At 66.1% G+C, this 17,804-nt stretch carries 17 protein-coding genes; 14 read left to right on the forward strand and 3 right to left on the reverse strand.

Going from position 1 to position 17,804, the window contains the following annotated elements; all coding sequences use genetic code 11:
- The first annotated feature begins 40 nt into the window (after positions 1-40).
- The 6 genes from ASE52_RS01325 to ASE52_RS01350 are packed head-to-tail and all read left to right on the forward strand — an operon-like array spanning position 41 to position 5,499.
- The gene (locus tag ASE52_RS01325) at positions 41-619 is read left to right on the forward strand and encodes a lipocalin family protein (protein WP_057223179.1); all 579 of its coding nucleotides are present in this window, start codon (positions 41-43) and stop codon (positions 617-619) included.
- On the forward strand, positions 616-1,617 hold the full coding sequence (locus tag ASE52_RS01330; RefSeq protein WP_057223181.1) for an NAD(P)-binding protein: 1,002 nt from the start codon (positions 616-618) through the stop codon (positions 1,615-1,617). The genes ASE52_RS01325 and ASE52_RS01330 overlap by 4 nt, the downstream gene beginning before the upstream one ends.
- Positions 1,618-1,662: 45 nt before the next feature.
- Positions 1,663-1,848, forward strand: a complete 186-nt coding sequence (locus tag ASE52_RS01335; protein ID WP_057223183.1) for a DUF2256 domain-containing protein — start codon at positions 1,663-1,665, stop codon at positions 1,846-1,848.
- Positions 1,845-3,167, forward strand: coding sequence for a DASH family cryptochrome (locus tag ASE52_RS01340; protein ID WP_057223185.1), 1,323 nt, complete (start codon positions 1,845-1,847; stop codon positions 3,165-3,167). The genes ASE52_RS01335 and ASE52_RS01340 overlap by 4 nt, the downstream gene beginning before the upstream one ends.
- On the forward strand, positions 3,164-4,714 hold the full coding sequence (locus ASE52_RS01345; RefSeq protein ID WP_057223187.1) for a cryptochrome/photolyase family protein: 1,551 nt from the start codon (positions 3,164-3,166) through the stop codon (positions 4,712-4,714). The genes ASE52_RS01340 and ASE52_RS01345 overlap by 4 nt, the downstream gene beginning before the upstream one ends.
- Before the next feature lie 47 nt (positions 4,715-4,761).
- Positions 4,762-5,499: an SDR family NAD(P)-dependent oxidoreductase gene (locus ASE52_RS01350; RefSeq protein WP_198928048.1), complete on the forward strand. Its 738-nt coding sequence runs from the start codon at positions 4,762-4,764 to the stop codon at positions 5,497-5,499.
- A gap of 94 nt (positions 5,500-5,593) precedes the next feature.
- On the opposite strand, the gene map is transcribed toward ASE52_RS01350, so the two are convergent.
- Entirely contained in the window at positions 5,594-6,391 is a 798-nt protein-coding gene (map, locus tag ASE52_RS01355; protein ID WP_057223189.1) for a type I methionyl aminopeptidase, read from the reverse strand.
- The gene (locus tag ASE52_RS01360; protein WP_010460477.1) at positions 6,391-6,645 is read right to left on the reverse strand and encodes a ParD-like family protein; all 255 of its coding nucleotides are present in this window, start codon (positions 6,643-6,645) and stop codon (positions 6,391-6,393) included. The genes map and ASE52_RS01360 overlap by 1 nt, the downstream gene beginning before the upstream one ends.
- Before the next feature lie 278 nt (positions 6,646-6,923).
- On the opposite strand from ASE52_RS01360, the gene ASE52_RS01365 reads away from it, so the two are divergent.
- On the forward strand, positions 6,924-7,634 hold the full coding sequence (locus tag ASE52_RS01365) for a hypothetical protein (RefSeq protein WP_241776891.1): 711 nt from the start codon (positions 6,924-6,926) through the stop codon (positions 7,632-7,634).
- Between the two features lie 95 nt (positions 7,635-7,729).
- On the opposite strand, the gene ASE52_RS01370 is transcribed toward ASE52_RS01365, so the two are convergent.
- Positions 7,730-9,655 (reverse strand): sigma-54-dependent Fis family transcriptional regulator, encoded by a 1,926-nt coding sequence (locus ASE52_RS01370; protein WP_057223191.1) that lies wholly within the window; start codon positions 9,653-9,655, stop codon positions 7,730-7,732.
- Between the two features lie 279 nt (positions 9,656-9,934).
- Here ASE52_RS01370 and ASE52_RS01375 point away from each other — a divergent pair, with 279 nt between their 5' ends.
- The 7 genes from ASE52_RS01375 (at position 9,935) to ASE52_RS01405 (ending at position 17,759) form a co-directional block, all read left to right on the forward strand.
- The gene (locus ASE52_RS01375; RefSeq protein WP_140426111.1) at positions 9,935-11,410 is read left to right on the forward strand and encodes a benzaldehyde dehydrogenase; all 1,476 of its coding nucleotides are present in this window, start codon (positions 9,935-9,937) and stop codon (positions 11,408-11,410) included.
- Positions 11,411-11,642: 232 nt separating this feature from the next.
- The gene (locus tag ASE52_RS01380) at positions 11,643-12,410 is read left to right on the forward strand and encodes a coniferyl-alcohol dehydrogenase (RefSeq protein WP_057223193.1); all 768 of its coding nucleotides are present in this window, start codon (positions 11,643-11,645) and stop codon (positions 12,408-12,410) included.
- 15 nt (positions 12,411-12,425) lie between these two features.
- Positions 12,426-13,340, forward strand: coding sequence for an alpha/beta hydrolase (locus tag ASE52_RS01385; RefSeq protein ID WP_057223195.1), 915 nt, complete (start codon positions 12,426-12,428; stop codon positions 13,338-13,340).
- Between the two features lie 34 nt (positions 13,341-13,374).
- A complete protein-coding gene (locus tag ASE52_RS01390; protein ID WP_057223197.1) occupies positions 13,375-14,616 on the forward strand; it encodes an ABC transporter substrate-binding protein in 1,242 nt (413 codons plus the stop codon).
- Between the two features lie 89 nt (positions 14,617-14,705).
- Positions 14,706-15,608 carry a transporter gene (locus tag ASE52_RS01395; protein WP_057223199.1) on the forward strand — a complete coding sequence of 301 codons (903 nt, stop codon included), beginning with the start codon at positions 14,706-14,708 and terminating at the stop codon, positions 15,606-15,608.
- A 30-nt stretch (positions 15,609-15,638) separates the two neighbouring features.
- Positions 15,639-16,982, forward strand: coding sequence for an ABC transporter substrate-binding protein (locus ASE52_RS01400; protein WP_057223201.1), 1,344 nt, complete (start codon positions 15,639-15,641; stop codon positions 16,980-16,982).
- Between the two features lie 6 nt (positions 16,983-16,988).
- The gene (locus tag ASE52_RS01405) at positions 16,989-17,759 is read left to right on the forward strand and encodes an ATP-binding cassette domain-containing protein (protein WP_140426112.1); all 771 of its coding nucleotides are present in this window, start codon (positions 16,989-16,991) and stop codon (positions 17,757-17,759) included.
- Positions 17,760-17,804: the final 45 nt, after the last annotated feature.

Below are 17,804 nucleotides of genomic sequence, written 5' to 3' on the forward strand. Positions count from 1 at the left end.
GAGTTACCATTTGGTTTGTTTTGCGACTGATTGGTAATTTATGTCCCGATTGTTCCCATGGGCCCACCGGTCCGTGCTGCTGGTGATGGTGATGGTGATGGTTGCCATGGTGTTGGCCCTCACTGGCTGCTCATCCGCCAGCCCACCCCCCGGCATCGCCCCCTTCACCCCGTTCGACCTGGCCCGCTACGAAGGCCGCTGGTACGAAGTCGCCCGGCTCGACCATCCGTTTGAACGCGGCATGACGGACGTGAGCGCCACCTACCAGCGCCGGGGGGACGGCAGCGTGCGTGTGCTCAACCGGGGCTTTGACACCGGCAAGAATGACTGGCGCCAGGCGGAAGGCAAGGCGAAGTTCACCGGCGATGCAAGCACCGCGTCGCTCAAGGTGTCGTTCTTTGGCCCGTTCTACGGCGGCTACCACGTGGCCGCGCTGGATGCGGACTACCAATGGGCGCTGGTCGTGGGGCCCGACCGCAGCTACTGCTGGATCTTGTCGCGCACCAAGCAATTGCCCCCTGGCGTACGCGAACAACTCATCGCCCGTGCACAGGCCCTGGGCATCGACGCCCAGGCGCTGATCTGGGTGACGCACGAACGCACCGACCCAAAATCATGAACCTTCCTGCGCCACAAACCATTGCCGTCATTGGCGCAGGCCTGGCAGGTCTGTCGTGTGCGCAGGCGCTGCTGCAGGCAAGCCACATCGTGCATGTGTTTGACAAAAGCCGTGGCCCTTCCGGCCGCATGAGCACCCGCCGCGCTGAAGACGAGCACGGTGCCTGGCAGTGCGACCACGGCGCGCAGTATTTCACCGCCCGCGATCCCGCCTTTCGTGCGGAGGTGGCCCGCTGGCAGCGGGCTGGCGTGGCTGCAGTGTGGGATGCCCGCCTGGCCAGTTTTGACGGGAGCATATGGACCACGCCGCACACTCCGCTCAAGCGGTTTGTGGGCACACCGCGCATGACGTCGCCCGCCGCGTGGCTGGTGCAGAACCTTGGCGACCGTGCGCTGGCACGGTGGCAAACCACCATACAGGGGCTGGACCGCACCGAGGGCGGCTGGACCATCACCTCCGCAGAGCATGGCCCACTCCACCAGCGTTACGACGCTGTGATGCTGGCGGTGCCCGCCCCGCAGGCCGTACCGCTGCTCGCCCCCGTAGCGCCCGCTGGCGCTGCCGTGGCCGCCAGCGCGCGCATGCGTGGCAGCTGGGCCGTGATGCTGCGCTACGCCGCCCCCGTGGCCCTGCCGTGGGAGGGCGCCTTCATCAACACTGGCCCGCTGCGCTGGGTGGCGCGCGACAGCAGCAAGCCCGGCCGCACCGGCGCAGAAACCTGGCTGCTCCACGCCACCGCCGAATGGAGCGACGCCCATATCGAGGACAACGCCGAGTCCGTCACCGCCACCTTGCTCGCCGCCTTTGCCGCCCTGGGTGGCCCCACACCCTTGGCCGCTACAGCCCACCGCTGGCGCTATGCCGACACTGGACCCGCGCTCACGCTGGGCAGTTGGTGGAACGCATCGCTGCGCCTGGGCCTGTGCGGCGACTGGTTGAACGGCGGCAAGGTCGAAGGCGCCTGGCTCAGCGGGCGGACACTGGCTGCGCAAATGTAGTCCGACTGAAACCGTTTTACCTTTCACTTCACGTTTGCCACTGCCATGCGCATGCGCAAGAAGCACGACCTGCCGCAGAAAACCTGCCAACACTGCGGCCTGCCCTTCACCTGGCGCAAGAAGTGGGAGAAGGTGTGGGACGAAGTGAAGTTCTGCTCCGAGCGCTGCCGCAGCGAGCGCAGGCGCGCGGGCCACGCAACCGGCGGCTCGAAAGGGGAGGGCACTGCATGAGGACCGTCGTTTTCTGGTTCCGCAACGACCTGCGCCTGCACGACCAGCCCGCGTTGCAAGCCGCGTTGACCGGTGGTGCCACCCACCTGCTGCCCGTGGTGTGCCAGCCCCCGGCGGATGAGGTTACGCCCTGGGGCTTTGCCCGCGTTGGCCCACACCGTCAAGCCTTTGTGGCCGCCGCGCTGCGTGACCTGGGTGCGCGCATGGCCGCGCTGGGCAACCCATTGCAGGTGTGCCACGCAGCGCCCGCCACGGCATTGCCTGCGCTGGCGCGTGCCGTGGGCGCCGCCACAGTGGTGTGCGAAGACATTGCCGCCCCCTACGAGCAGGCCGAGGTCGCAGCCCTGCGTGCTGCCGGGCTGCAGGTGCACACCGTGTGGCACAGCAGCCTGCTGCAGCCTGCCGACATGCCCTGGCCTGTGGCCGAACTGCCTGCCGTGTTCACCCCCTTTCGCCAGGCTGTGGAGCGTGCCGACATCGCGCCCCCCGCACCGTTGCCACCACCCGTATCCCTGTTGCCGCCCCCGCTGGTGTCATCCGATGTGTGGGAGGCCTTGGGCGCAATGCCCGCATGGGCAGAGCAGGGTGCCGCCGCAACCGACAACCTCGCAGGGCGCGACCCGCGCTCCTCTTTCCCCTACGGCACGCCCGCGTGTGATGGCAGCGAAACCCTCGCACTCGCCCACCTGGTGCAGTACCTGGCCCGCAAGTTGGCCCACAGTTACAAGGCCACCCGCAACGGCCTCACGGGGCTGGACTACTCCAGCAAGTTCTCACCCTGGCTGGCCACGGGCGCGCTCTCGCCCCGAAAAATTCATGCCGACCTGAAAACCTTTGAACGCGACCACGGTGCCAACGACGGCATCTACTGGCTTTGGTTTGAGCTGCTTTGGCGCGATTACTTTCGGTTGCTGCACCTGCAATACGGCATGGCGCTGTACCGCGCGCGGGGCCTCTCTGCACTGCCGGTGGCCCCTCACAACGTGCAGGGGTTCGAGCGCTGGTGCCAGGGCCGTACGGGCGAGCCGCTGGTGGACGCCGCCATGCGCGAGCTGGCTTCTACCGGGTATCTGAGCAATCGCCTGCGCCAGGTGGCTGCCAGCTATCTCATCCACGACCTGCACGGCGACTGGCGTGCAGGCGCTGCGTGGTTTGAATCACAACTGGTGGACTACGACGTGTACAGCAACCAGGGCAACTGGCTCTACATCGCCGGGCGTGGCACCGACCCGCGCGGAGGCCGCCGCTTCAACCCGATCAAGCAGGCGCAAGAGCACGATGCCGACGGCAGCTACCGCCGCATGTGGGGCACGGCATGAGCACCCCGCAACCGCGCACCCCCACGTTGCGCTTGCTGCTGGGTGACCAGCTCAACCCCGGGCATTCATGGTTTGCCACGCTGGACGAAGGCGTGGTCTATGTGTTGATGGAAGTGCGGCAAGAAACCGACTATGTGCTGCACCACGCGCAAAAGATCCTCGCCATCTTTGCAGCCATGCGCGACCTGGCCCGCCACCTGCGCGAGGCGGGGCACCGCGTGCGCTACGTGGCGATTGACGACGCGAGCAACCGCCAGTCGATGCCTGACAACCTGGCCGCCTTGATGGCCCACTACGGCGCGCACACGCTGCAATACCAGCACCCCGACGAATGGCGGCTGGATGAGCAACTTCGCACCTGGGGTGCAGAGCAAGCCTTTGCCGTGCAGGCTGTCAGCAGCGAGCACTTCTACACCACCCGCACCGAAATGGCCGAGGTGTTCAAGGGCCGTAAGCAGTGGCTCATGGAGCACTTCTACCGCCGCATGCGCCAGCGCCACAGCGTGCTGCTCGACGAGGCTGGCGAGCCCGAAGGCGGCCAATGGAACTACGACCACGACAACCGCAAGCCCTGGCCTGGCACACCCGCACTGCCGCCCGACGCCCGCCCCACGCACGACCACAGCGCCCTGTGGGTCACCATCCAGGCCGCAGGCGTGCAAAGCTTTGGCAACCCGCAGGCCCATGCGCTGCGCTGGCCGCTGAACCGGGCCGAGGCGTTGGCTTGGCTCGACCACTTCATCACCACCACGCTGCCGCACTTTGGCGCGTACGAAGACGCCATGAGCACGCAGAGTGCGCGGCTGTTTCACTCCCTGCTGTCCTTCGCGCTCAACACCAAAATGCTGCGCCCGCACGAGGTGGTGCAACGCGCCCAAGCCGCCTACCACGCAGGCGCTGCACCCCTGCCTGCGGTGGAGGGCTTCATCCGCCAGATCCTCGGCTGGCGAGAATATGTGCGCGGCATCTACTGGGCCCACATGCCCGGCTACGACGAGCGCAACGCCCTGGGCCACAGCACACCACTGCCGGAGTGGTTCTGGACGGGCGAGACCCGCATGCGCTGCATGCAGCACGCCGTGGGCCAGTCGCTGGAGCATGCGTACGCTCACCACATCCAGCGCCTCATGGTCATCGGCAACTTTGCGCTGCTGGCGGGGCTCGACCCCGCTGCCGTGCACCGCTGGTATCTGGGCGTGTACATCGACGCCTTTGAATGGGTGGAAGTGCCCAACACCGTGGGCATGAGCCAGTTTGCCGACGGCGGCCTGCTGGCCACCAAACCCTACGTGAGCAGCGCCGCCTACATCGACCGCATGAGCGACTACTGCGGTGGCTGCCACTACGACAAGAAGCTCAAGGTGGGCGAGAGTGCGTGCCCGTACAACGCGCTGTACTGGGACTTTTTTGCGCGCAACGAAGGCACGCTGGGCAGCAACTTCCGCCTGGGCATGGTGTACCGCCAGTTGCAAAAGATGCAGGGCCCGCAGCTCGATGCGCTGCGCGAGCATGCGGCCAGCCTGCGCACGCGGCTGGACGCGCTGTAGCCCTCCCTACCCATCACCCAACGCCACTCCCACTGCAGGACCGCGCCATGTCTCACGCACAGCCATCCGCAATGCCGTTCACCTCCCTGCAGTCCCTGCCACACGGCTACCGCGCCCTCGTTATTGGCTCCACCGGCGCCATTGGCAGCGCCTTTCTCGCCCACCTGCAGTCAGACCCACGCTGCGCCCTGGCCGTGGGCCTGGGCCGCCACACCCACCCGGCGGTCGATTTGGACGACGAATCCACCATCGCCGCAGCCGCCCGGCAGCTCAAGGCCCAGGGGCCGTGGCACTGCATCATCCACGCTGCGGGTGTGCTGCACGGCCCTCACGGCCAGCCTGAAAAGCGCCTCGGCCAAATGAACTACGCGCAGATGGAGGCTACCTTCCGCACCAACACCTTTGGCCCTGCGCTGGTGCTGGCCCACTTTGCGCCGCTGCTGCCCAAACAAGAGCGCGGCCTGCTCGCCGTGCTCTCCGCCAAGGTCGGCAGCATTGGCGACAACCGCCTGGGGGGCTGGTACAGCTACCGCGCCTCCAAGGCCGCGCTCAACATGCTGCTCAAAACGGCGTCGATTGAAGTGGCCCGCACCCACCCGCTGGCCGTGCTGGCAGCGCTGCACCCCGGTACGGTCAATTCAGCGCTATCGGCGCCGTTCCATGGTGCAGAGATTGGGCGGCCTGCTGAAGAGGCCGCAGCGGATTTGCTGCGCGTGCTCGATGGCCTCAGCGCCGAGGCCACCGGTGGGTTTTATGCCTACAGCGGCGAGCAACTGCCCTGGTGATTGCAGGGCTTTTGCTATTGTTTTGATACCGATCATCTTTGAAGGGCAGGCGCTAGCGGCCCATTGGGCATAAAACGGTGCCATTGGCCGCATCTCAGATCGGCGGGTAGGCCCCTGTGCCGCCCGGCCAGGCTGTCAGCACCTCATAGCCATCGGGCGTCACCGCTACCATGTGCTCCCACTGAGCAGACAGCGACCGGTCCTTGGTCACCACCGTCCACCCGTCGGCCAGCTCTTTGGTCTCGCGCTTGCCAGCGTTCAGCATGGGCTCGATGGTGAAAATCATCCCCGCCTCCAGCGTCAGCCCTTCGCCGCGCCGCCCGTAGTGCAGCACCTGCGGTTCATCGTGATAGACCTGCCCAATGCCGTGTCCGCAGTATTCACGCACCACGGTGAAATGCTCGCGCTGCGCCACCGCTGCAATGGCGTGCCCCACATCACCCAGCGTTGCCCCGGGTTTCACTTGCCGAATGCCCGCGCGCAGCGCTTCATACGTCGTCTCCACCAGGCGCCGCGCCAGCACGCTGGGCGCGCCCACGCAGAACATCCGGCTGGTGTCGCCAAACCAGCCATCCTTGTTCACGGCCACGTCGATGTTGACGATGTCGCCCTTTTTCAGAACCTGGTGGGGTGAGGGGATGCCGTGGCACACCACATGGTTCACCGAGGTCAGCACCGTCTTGGGGTAGCCCAGATACCCCACGTTGGCAGGCGTGGCGCCTTGCACATTTACGATGAAATCGTGGCAGATGCTGTCCAGCGTTTCGGTGCTCACGCCCGGCACCACATGGGGCTCGATCATGTCCAGCACCTCTGCTGCCAGCTGGGCCGCCCGCCGTGCCATGACCAGTTCTTCGGCCGAGCGGATGGGGACTCCACCACCGCGCGCCATCAGTGCTTCCCTGCCGGGCGTGCGCCCGCTTTGTCCAGCTGCGCCGTGGCTGCCAGCGCCACATCCAGCCCGCCTGCCAGTTCTGCCCGCACGAGAAGTTGGCAGATTTCGCGGTGGTCCAGGTCGGGATACATCTCGGTCAGCATGCCCACCCGCATCCAGTGCTCTGCCTGGGAGTTGATGGACCGGCTGAGTGCGCCGCTGGCCACGCGCAGGTTTTCGTGCATCTGGTCTGAAATTTTGACAATTCCCATGGGCTATCTCTATGTGAAACGTATGCGTATTGTATATGTTTTGTATGGTCGACGTTGGGGTGAGGAATGCAGTTGGTGGCATCTCCACCGCCAAGGCCTCCAATGCAGTTGGAATGCACAGTGTTATGGTTTTTGGACGAGTGGTCGGCTCTCAACAAGCGCTAGCAGCCAATTCCACCAATTTCTGCATCGTGTGTGTTTGAACTGTTGGCCGCAAAGATCCATAGCTGGTGTCGGCCAGGAACGGAAGTTGGCAAGAGGGTGCTAACGTCATATCCATGCTTGAGGACTATTTCTCCCTTCAATTGAAATTTGCCAAGTGCTACGCGGTGAAAGCAGCAGTGCCGTTCGACGTCGCCATTGACCGTTGTACCAACTTGCGACGCAGGCTGAATCTGTGGGGGGACACTGGCGCGAGTAGGTGGGATCTCTTTCTGGACAGGGTAAAAAGCGCGGTCGATGACCATACCGAGCAAGTCGCTTTATGTGCCGAGTTCCAACGATCTCTTTCCTACGTCGAAGTCAAACGGTCGTTCGGCTGTTTCTCTTACGATCCGCCCGATGCATACGGTACCTTGCGCATCCACTTTGTTGCGCCAGACGGAATCAATTCCAGTCCGCTGGCTATTGAGAATTCCAGTGCGAGGAGGGCCGACCTGCAAGATCTGATTTCGCATGTTCAGCGCACTGAGCCCAGCGTTACAACCGTGCGCGGCGTTTCCTGGCTCTACAACCTGCAGGCATATAGGCGGCTCTTTCCAACGGCCTATATTGCTTCAGTTCAGTCCGCACGGTTTCCTTTGCACTTGAACGGGAGTTCAACCTGGGGCCAGGTACTGAACTGGCGGCAGGAGGTGAAACCGGCTGTACGAGATCAATTGTTAGTTCGCCTCCATGAAATGGAGGTCGCAACTCCTTGGCGGGTCTTTCCGCTCCAAGCTTTGGTCGCTACAAGCCAGATCGAGGTGTTTTATGACTGGTTCACATGAAGGTTTTCGAGTGCTGGGCATGGGCCCGAACCAGTCTTCCAAGTGACCTGCTTGGGTGACCGCAACTGTTGCAAGCCGCTCGCATTGTTCCCTTCTCAAATCCCAAACTTCTTCACCCGATAAGCCATCGTCGCCCGGCTGATCCCCAGCAGCCTTGCCGCCGACGCCACATTGCCTCCCGCGCTGTGCAGCGCCTGCCGCAGCAATTGTTCTTCGGCCTGATGCAGTGGCGCGACTGTTGGCGTGGCGGTGGGGGGCGGGTTCCAGCTGGATGTTGGCTGTGGGGGTGCTGGGTTCTGCGGGGCAACGGCCCCCGCGGCAACTCCGCGTTGCGGCTGCCCCGCCGCATGCAGCGTGCCCGTGCTGTTCGGATTCAGGTGCAGCGACATCACGTCCGAACTGGGCTGTTCGCCCCCGGCAAACAAATGGTGCGGCTCGATCGGCTCGCCATCGGTTGCCAGGATCACCGCCCGTTCAATCAGGTTCTGCAGCTCGCGGATGTTGCCGGGGAAGGGGTAGTGAAACATCGCCTTCACCGCCGCCTGGCTAAAGCCCGGCACCTGGCGCTGGTGCTTGCGTTGGTAGTGCGCCAGAAAGTGGCTCATCAGCAAGGGTATGTCATCGCGCCGGTCGCGCAGCGGGGGCAGGTGGATGGGGAACACGTTCAGGCGGTAGAACAAATCTTCGCGGAAAGTGCCTTCGCGCACGGCCTGGCGCAGGTCCACGTTGGTGGCGGCGACCAGGCGCACGTCCACGCGCACGGTGCGGGTGCCGCCCACGCGCTCGACCTCGCCCTCTTGCAGCGCGCGCAGCAGCTTGCCCTGGGCCACCAGGCTGAGGGTGCCGATTTCGTCGAGGAAGAGGGTGCCGCCGTGCGCCCGCTCAAAGCGCCCTGGGCGCGATGTGCCTGCGCCGGTGTAGGCACCGCGCTCCACGCCAAACAGTTCGCTTTCCACCAGCGTGTCGGGGATGGCCGCGCAGTTGATGGCCACAAAGGGCTGGTCTTTGCGCGGGCTGATGCGGTGCAGCATGCTGGCGAACATTTCTTTGCCCACGCCCGATTCGCCGGTGAACAGCACGGTGGCGGCGGTGGGGGCCACGCGCTGCAGCATGTGGCAGGCGGCGTTGAAGGCGGAGGAGGCGCCCACCATGGTGGCCTGGGCCGTGGGCTCGGCGGCGGTGCCTGCAGGGGGCGCTGAGGCTTTGCCCGGTGGCATGCCCAGGTAGGTGGTGCGCGCCTTGCCCTGCGCCCCTTCTGGCATCGAGGGGGGCAGCGATGCGGGCGGGGTGCCCACAAAGTCCTGGGCGTTCAGGTAGAACAAATCCTGCTCGGGGTCTTCCCACAAATGGGCCGACTTGCCGATCACGCGGCAGTGGGCCGCGCCGGACGAGCGGCAGTCCACCTCGCGGAACACAATCATGTGGCCAAACAAGGTGCTCACATACCCTGTGGCGTATCCCACCTGCATCCAGCATGCGGGCGATCCCCCCACGCCATAGGCGGCAATGTGCTCGTCGTCCTCGCTGGAGTTGTGCCACAGGAACTCGCCTTCGTACGCGCCCCTGTCAGCGTCGTAGCGGGCGTGCACCACTTCCACCTGCACCACGCCCTCCAGCGCGTGCAGGCGGGTGCCCGCAATGGCCGCCGCCGTGGGCTCGGCATTCGGCCATTGCTGGCGCACCAGGCGGGCGTCGCGCGCGCCGCTCACGTAGCCCGCGCGGGTGAGCAGGCCGCGAGCCTTGTCCAGGCCGATGCTGTCGATCAGCTCCCGCCGCAGCGAGCCCAGGGCCTCGGAGTGCAGCAGAATCATGCGCTGGTCCTGCAGCCAGATGCGCCCATCGCCGGGGGAGAAGAACAGGCACTCGCTGATGTCGGCCACCGTGGGGTGGGTGTGCTGGCTCACGCCGACGGTGTCGAACCCGCCCAGGGCAGAGGGCTCGGTCGTGGTGGGCAAACCCCCGGCCTGGCCGGTGGCGGTGCGGCGATTCAGATCGGCCAGGGAGACACGGCGTCGGGACATGGACTTCTCCGGCAGTCATCAAAAATCGATCAAAAAGTGATCATTTGAGCAATTGGCAAGCAGCCATTTGTTTATGAATGGTAACTATTTGTCGGCAAAAAGTCGCCCATGCCAGCCGTCTTTCAGCCTAGGGAAAGTCCGTAGCGTCCCCTCTCAAAAAAGCCCCGTTGAGCGTGTTCAACGGCGTTGGGGCGCGTGGGGCTGGTACGCCCGTTGCAATTTGAGGTCACACCGCCGCGGCAATGCGGTGGGTTTTGATTTCAACCAAGGAGCAATGCAATGGGTGTTTCAGAAAAACCAGGCCTGCTGGACAACCGCCTGTGGGCGGGCAAGGCCTTCGATGGTGCGTGGTCTACCGCGCTGAGCACGGCGCGTGACGCGGTCGAGCCCGCCACGGGCCAGGTGTTGAGCCGCGTGGGCATTGCCAGTGCGGCCGACATGCAGGCCGCCATTGGCCGGGCGCAGCAAGCACAGGCCGCGTGGGCGGCCACGGGGCCGCGCGAGCGTGCGGCGGTGTTCCACCGTGCGGCCAGTATTTTTGAGCAGCACTTTGACGAGCTGGCCATGGCGGTGGCCCGCGAAACCGGCGGCATCGTGCCCAAGGGCCAGCACGAGGTGCGCGAGGCCATCACGCTGTGCCACCTGGCCGCGGCCCTGCCCATGCAGGCCCAGGGCCAGGTGCTGCCCAGCACGCCCGGCCGCCTGTCCATCGCCCGGCGCGTGCCGCATGGCGTGGTGGGCGTGATCTCGCCGTTCAACTTCCCGCTCATCCTGGGCTTGCGCTCGGTGGCCCCGGCGCTGGCGCTGGGCAACGCGGTGGTGCTCAAACCCGACACGCGCACGCCGGTCAGTGGCGGCTTCATCATGGCCCGCGTATTTGAAGAGGCCGGCCTGCCCAAGGGCTTGCTGCAGGTGGTGCCCGGTGATGCCGAGGCGGGCGAGGCGCTGGTGGTGGACGAGCGCGTGCCCATGATCGCCTTCACCGGCTCGCCCACGGTGGGCCGCCGCATTGGCGCGCTGGCGGGGCAGCACCTGAAGAAGGTGTCGCTGGAGCTGGGCGGGGCCAACAACCTCATCATTCTGGAAGACGCCGACCTGGACGCCGCCGCCAGCGCCGCCGCGTTTGGCGCGTGGTTCCACCAGGGGCAGATCTGCATGGCATCCAATCGCATCCTGGTGCACGAGTCGATTGCTGAAGCCATCCTGCAACGCTTGGTGGGCAAGGCCACGCACCTGCCCGTGGGCGACGGTGCCAGTGGCCAGGTCGCCATGGGGCCGATGATCGACGCCAAGCAACTGCAGCGCTTCGACAAGCTCATCCAGGACAGCGTGGCCCAGGGCGCCAAGCTCGAAGCGGGTGGCACCTACGAGGGCCTTTGCTACAAGCCCACGGTGCTCTCGGGTGTCAAGCCCGGCGTCCGTTCGTTCGACGAAGAGCCCTTTGGCCCGGTGGCCAACCTCGTCACCTTCCGCACCGACGACGAGGCCGTCCAACTGGCCAACACCAGCCAGGGCGGCCTGGCTGCCGCCGTCATCAGCCCCAGCGTGGGCCGCGCCATGGCCATCGGCCAGCGGCTGCGCGCAGGCATGGTCCACATCAATGACCAGACGGTGAACGACGAGTGCACCAACCCCTTTGGCGGCCCCGGTGTGGGTGGCAACGGGGGCAGCGTGGGTGGGCCTGCGGACATTGATGAATACACGCAGTGGCAGTGGATCACGGTCAAAGACGCGCTGCCCGCATTCCCGTTCTAGCAGCGACAACCCCCTGAGGCGCTGCGCGCCTTCCCCCTTCTCTCGAATCGCTGCGCGATGCGGGAAGGGGGACGCCGCCAGCGCGGCGGGGCGGCCCTTGCGCGGCGGCCCTCGCCTGTGCTGCGCCAGTTGCCGAGGTCGGCTGCATGCACGACGGCCACAGAGCAAACGAATACGCCCAAGCCTTCATGGACACGGGCACTGATCGACAAAACTTAAGGAGACAACTTTCATGACCCTTCACAACAAAACCATCGTCGTCACCGGCTGCTGCTCGGGCATCGGCGCAGACTTTGCCAAGCTCGCCCGCCAGCAGGGCGCCCGCGTGATCGGTGTGGACCGCAATGCGCCCACACTCACGCTTGACGGCTTTGTGCAGGTGGACCTGGGCGACCCGGCCGCCATCGACGCTGCCGTGGCGCAACTGCCCGCCAAGATTGACGCGCTGGCCAACATTGCCGGCGTGCCGGGCACATCGCCCGCCGAGCTGGTGGGCCGCGTCAACTACCTGGGCCTGCGGCACTTCACACACCGTGTGCTGGAACGTATGGGCGAGGGCGGCTCCATCGTCAATATCTCTTCCATCCTGGGGGCCGAGTGGCCTCAGCGCCTGGAGCCACACCGCGCTCTGGGCGCCACCACCAGCTTTGAAGAGGGCGCGAAGTGGCTGGCCGCCCACCCCGTGGCGCAAGACACCTGCTACCAGTATTTCAAAGAAGCGCTGATCGTGTGGACCTACACCCAGTCGCAAAAGATATTCCTGGAGCGCGGCGTGCGCATGAACTGCGTGGCCCCAGGCCCCGTGTTCACGCCCATCCTGGGCGACTTTGTACAGATGCTGGGCCAGGAGCGTGTGGAGAAAGACGCGCACCGCATGAAGCGCCCGGCCTTCAGTGATGAAGTGGCGCCTGTGATTGCCTTCCTGTGCAGCGACGCGGCACGCTGGGTGAGCGGCATCAACCTGCCCGTGGATGGCGGGCTGGCTTCCACCTATATCTGAGCGAAGGGGCCACACATGTCCGCACAACAGCTCCAGGCCATCTTGCAGATGGCCGCGCAAAACCCACCGCCAGCCCAGCCCACTCCCGCGCAGCTGCGTGCGTGGTTTGATGCCAGCAACTCGCAGATGCCCCTCGCCCAGGGGCTTCCCATCCAGACGCTGCGCATCCCCAACGGGGCGGGCGGCACCATGGCTGCGGAGTTGCTGAGCACGCCGCAGGCTGACCCGCGCAGGCTCATCATGTATTACCACGCTGGCGGATTTGTGTTTGGCTCGCTGGCCTCGCACCGGGCGCTGTGCTCGTACCTGGCGCAGTTCAGTGGCGCGCAGGTGCTCAACGTGGACTACCGCTTGGCGCCGGAACACCCCGCGCCCGCAGCACACGACGATGCGCTGGCCGCCTACCAGTGGGCGCTGGCCAACGGCTACGCTGCGTCGGCCATTGCGCTGATGGGCGACTCGGCGGGCGGCAACCTGGCCTTGTCTACCGCCGTGCGTGCCCGCAACCAGGGGCTGCCCCTGCCTGCGGCCATCGTGGCCTTGTCGCCCGCGCTGGACCTGGCGTCCGAAGGCGAGTCCCACCACACGGTGGATGACCCATTCATCACGCGTGAGCTGATGGGCTTTTTCAACGCCATGTATGTGCCGGATGGCGATGTGCGTTCGCCCACGGTCACGCCGTTCTACAGCGCTGACCTGCAGGGGCTGCCGCCCGTGCAATTGCAGGTGGGCGGCTGGGAGCGCCTGCGCGACGACTCCGTGGTCATGGCCGCCCGCTTGAAGGCGGCGGGTGTGGAGGCGGAATGCACCGTGTGGGACGGCATGGTGCATTGCTGGCAGCTGTTTGCGCCCGTGCTGGATGAGGCACTGGCTTCGCTGGAGCAGGCGGGCCGGTTCATTGCCGCGCGCCAGCGCATTGCCGCCGCGTAGCGCAGCGCCCCTCGGTAGCACAAGGACTGAAACCATGATGAAACGACCCACCGGCGCAGACCGGGGCGCGAGCCTGCGCGGCGCAAGGAGCGCGCTGCTGTGGTGGCGCCCCAGTGCCCTGCTGTTGCCGCTGTGCCTGTGTCTGTGGCTGCTGCTTTGGCCCGCCGCCCACGCGCAGCAAGGCGCACAGCGGCCCATCAAGGTGGGTGCGGTCAGTGCCCTGAGCGGCCCCCATGCATTCCCGGAGTCCTCGCAGGCTGCCAAGGCCTACATCGACGCCGTGAATGCCGCCGGCGGCATTGGGGGCCGCCGCATCGAATACATCTCGCTCGACGAAGGGGGCTCGCCCGCCAGTGCCATGGCAGCGGCGACGAGGCTCATCAACGACACCGAGGTAGTGGCGCTGGCGGGCAGTTCCGGCCTGCTGGACTGTGCGGTCAATGCGCCTCGCTACGAAGCGGCGCGGTTGATGTCGCTCCAGGGGGCCTCGGTATCGCCCGCATGCTTCCGATCGTCGCATGTGGTGCCCCTCAACAACGGACCCTACGTGGGGCTGGCCAGCGCCGTGCTGTTTGCCCATCGCACGCTGCGCAGCCGAAAACTGTGTGCCCTGGCGCTCGATCTGCCAGACATGGCCGAGGGCTACCAGCAGGCGCTGGAGCGCCTGGGCACAGCGAAAGCCATGGAGGTGCCGCAGCTGCAGCTGGCGGGGCCAGAGCAGGACCCTGCGCCGCTGCTTCGGGATGTGAAGGGGCAGGGCTGCGACACCGTGATCTTCACGGGGCATGAGGCCGCGGTGCTCCGCTGGAGCGAGGCCGCCCACGCGCTCGGGGCGGGCGGCATGACCTGGATCTATCTCACCCCGGCCTACACCGACCGTGTGGCCCGCGCGCTCGCTCCGCGGGATGGCGCCGTGTATGTGATGGCCGAGTTCGAGCCTTGGAAGAGCCGGTCCTTGCCCGCGCAGGACTGGCGCCGCCTGATGCAGGACGCTCGCCTGCCCCTGAGTTCGCTGTCGCAAGGCGGCTACGTGGCGGCCCAAATGCTGGTGCGCGCCCTGCGCCAGGTCGAGGGCCCCATCACCCGCGAGACCGTGACCCGCGCCCTGCAGCAGATGCCGCCCACCAGCCATCCCCTGCTGGGGATGCCGTTCGAGATCGGCCACCGCCGCGCCCACAACCCCAACCGTGCGGCCCTGCCGCTCAAGCTGCAGCAAGGCCACTGGTACATCGCGACCCCCACCTGGATCGAGGTGCCCGAGTTGCTGGCGCACTGAGGCCGTGCGGCAGCGTTTTGTGAACGGATCGATTTCCCGTGAGACCCGAAGCGTGCATTTCAAAAAACCAACCTGAATGAGGAGACAACATGACAACGCACTACAAAAAACCTTTCCGCCTGGCAGTGCTGGCCCTGGCCGGCACGCTATGCACAGCGGCCTTCGCTACCGAGGGTGGAGGCTCCACCTATCCGCTGGGCACCGAGAATTTCATGGCGGGCGCCGCGCCGCCGCCCGGCCTGTATGTGCTGGAGTACCTCAACTACTACACCACCAGCCGCGTGAACGACGGCCAGGGCAACGCCGTGCCCATCCCCGGCTTCAAGGTGCGCGCCGCCGCCGCTGCCACGCGCCTGATCTGGATCACCCCCCAGGAGGCGCTGGGCGGCCTGGTAGCCGCGCACGCCATCCTGCCTGTGGTGGACCTGTCGGTGCGTGCCGGTGGTGCAAACGATTCGCGCACCGGACTGGGCGATGTGACGGTTGGGGGCTCGGTGGCCTGGCACCACTCGCCGCAGCTGCACAGCGTGGTCGGGCTTGACGCCGTGCTGCCCACCGGCGGGTATGACCGCACGCGCCAGGCCAACATTGGCCGCAATTACCTGTCGCTGCAGCCCCTGGGCGTGTTGACCTGGATGGACCCGAGCGGCTTCAACGGCGACGTGAAGGCCACGCTGAATTTCAACCGCACCAACAGCGACACCAACTACCGCTCTGGCCGCGAATTCATCGTGGACTACGCCGCAGGCTGGGGCCTGGGCAATGGCTGGGTGGTGGGGGTGGGCGGCTATGTGTACCGGCAGTGGAGCGACGACAAGGTGGGCGGTGTGGCGCTGGCGGGCTCGCGTGGCCGCAGCCAGTCCATTGGCCCCTCGGTGCGCTACGCCAACGGCAAGGGCTGGCTCATCACCGCCAAGGTCGAGAAGGAGTTCGGCGTGCGCAACCGCGCCCAGGGCTCGCAGTTCTGGCTCAAGACCACCATCCCTTTCTGAAATTTCAACGAATCGCTGGAGACATATTCCATGACAACCAACACCCCTGAATCCACCGTGCCCGCCGCAGACATTGCGCAGGCCGCATCCCGCACCATCTCGCGCCGTGGGCTGATCGCTGCTGCAGGCGCTGGCGGCCTCGCGCTGGGTGCAAGCCCGCTGTGGGCCCAGGCTGCAGGCGCCGCGCCCGTGCTCAAGGTGGGCTTCATCAGCCCGCGCACCGGCCCGCTGGGCGCGCTGGGCGAGACCGACACTTTCATCCTGGCCCAGGTGCGCAAAACGCTGGCGGCGGGCCTGACCATTGGCGGCGTGAAGTACGCGGTGGAAATCCTGGACCGCGACACGCAGTCCGACCCGGCCCGCGCCAGCCAGCTGGCCAAGGCCTTGATCAACAACGACAAGATCGACCTCATGCTCACCACCACCACGCCCGAAACGGTGAACCCGGTGTCCGATGCGTGCGAGGCCGCAGGCGTACCCTGCCTGTCCACCGTGATGCCGTGGGAGGCCTGGTACTTTGGCCGGGGCGCCAAGCCCGGTGCGCCATCGCCCTTCAAGTGGACGTACCACTTTTCGTTTGGCGGTGGCAGCTTCACCACGTCGTACACCTCGCAGTTTTCTGCGCTGCCCACCAACAAGAAGATTGGCGTGCTGTACCCCAACGATGCCGACGGCAACGCGATTCGCGCCACACTGGCGCCCGAGCTGGCCAAGGCGGGCTTCACCGTGGTGGACGCCGGGCCGTACGAGAACGGCACCACCGACTACTCTGCACAGATCGCCAAGTTCAAGGCCGAGCGCTGCGAGATCTTCAACACCTTCCCCATTCCGCCAGACTTCGCCACCTTCTGGCGGCAGGCGGCCCAGCAGGGCTACACGCGCATGGTGAAGATTGCGCAGATCGCCAAGACGGGCTTGGTGCCGTCACAGGTGGAGGCCTTGGGCCCGCTGGCGCTGAACCTGGGCGCCGGGTGCTTCTGGCACAAGACCTTTCCGTATGCGTCGGCGCTGACCGGCCTGACGGGCGTGCAGCTGGCAGATGCCTACGAGGCCAGCACCGGCAAGCAATGGACACAGATGCTGGGCTCCACCATGTCGCTGTTTGATGCAGGCACCGAGGCGCTGAAAGCCAGCACCAACCCGCGCGATAAGGCAGCGCTGGCCAAGGCCATCAGTACCCTCAAGGCCACCACCATGCAAGGCCCGGTGGACTTTGCCAAGGGGCCCGTGCCCAACGTGTCGGTGACGCCCGTGGTGGGGGCCCAGTGGGTCAAGCCTGCGGCGGGCAGCAAGTTCAAGCTCGACATCGTGGTCACCGAGAACGCCACGGATCGCAACATCCCCGTGGCGGCGGCGCTCAAGTCCTACAGCTGATCGTCCATGCCACATTCACCTCCATATCCGCAATCCCCGCCAGCGGGCGGGCCGCAGCATCTGCTGCAGGCCCAGGGCATCGACATGCGCTTTGGTGCCTTGAAGGTGCTGGACCAGCTCGATTTTTTGGTAGGCACCGACGAGGCCGTCGGCATCGTCGGGCCTAACGGTGCGGGCAAGACCACGCTGCTGAACGTGCTGGCCGGAGCGTTTGCGCCGAGCCAGGGCACCGTCTGGTTCCAGGGGGTGGATGTGAGCGCCCGCAGTGCGGCAGACCGCTGCCGCGCGGGCATTGCGCGCACCCATCAGGTGCCTCGACCGTTTCTGGGCATGACGGTGTTTGAAAACGTGCTCACCGGCGCCACGCATGGCGCGGGCCTGCATGCCCGCGACGCGGGTGACCGGGCCATGGAGTGTCTGCGCCTGTGTGGCATGGAGGCGCTGGCCAATCGCCGTGCAGAGACGCTGGGCCTGCTCGGCCGCAAGCGGCTGGAGCTGGTGCGCGCGCTGGCCACCGGCCCACAGGTGCTGCTGCTCGACGAGATCGGCGGGGGCCTGACCGATGCCGAGGCCAGCGAGCTGGTAGCCATGGTGCGCACCATCCAGGCCCGCGGCATTGCCATTGTCTGGATCGAGCATCTGGTGCACGTGCTGCTGCAGGTCGCCACGCGCCTGGTGTGCATGGACGGCGGGCGGATCATTGCCAGCGGCGATCCGCAAACCGTGTTGAACGATGCCACCGTGGTCGAGGCCTATCTGGGCGGGGTGGCGGCATGAGCGCCGCCCGGCCGCCCGAAGGCGCTCGCACCGCAGCCGAAGGCG

Source organism: Acidovorax sp. Root275 (genome assembly GCF_001428965.1).
GTDB classification, from domain to species: domain Bacteria; phylum Pseudomonadota; class Gammaproteobacteria; order Burkholderiales; family Burkholderiaceae_C; genus Acidovorax; species Acidovorax radicis.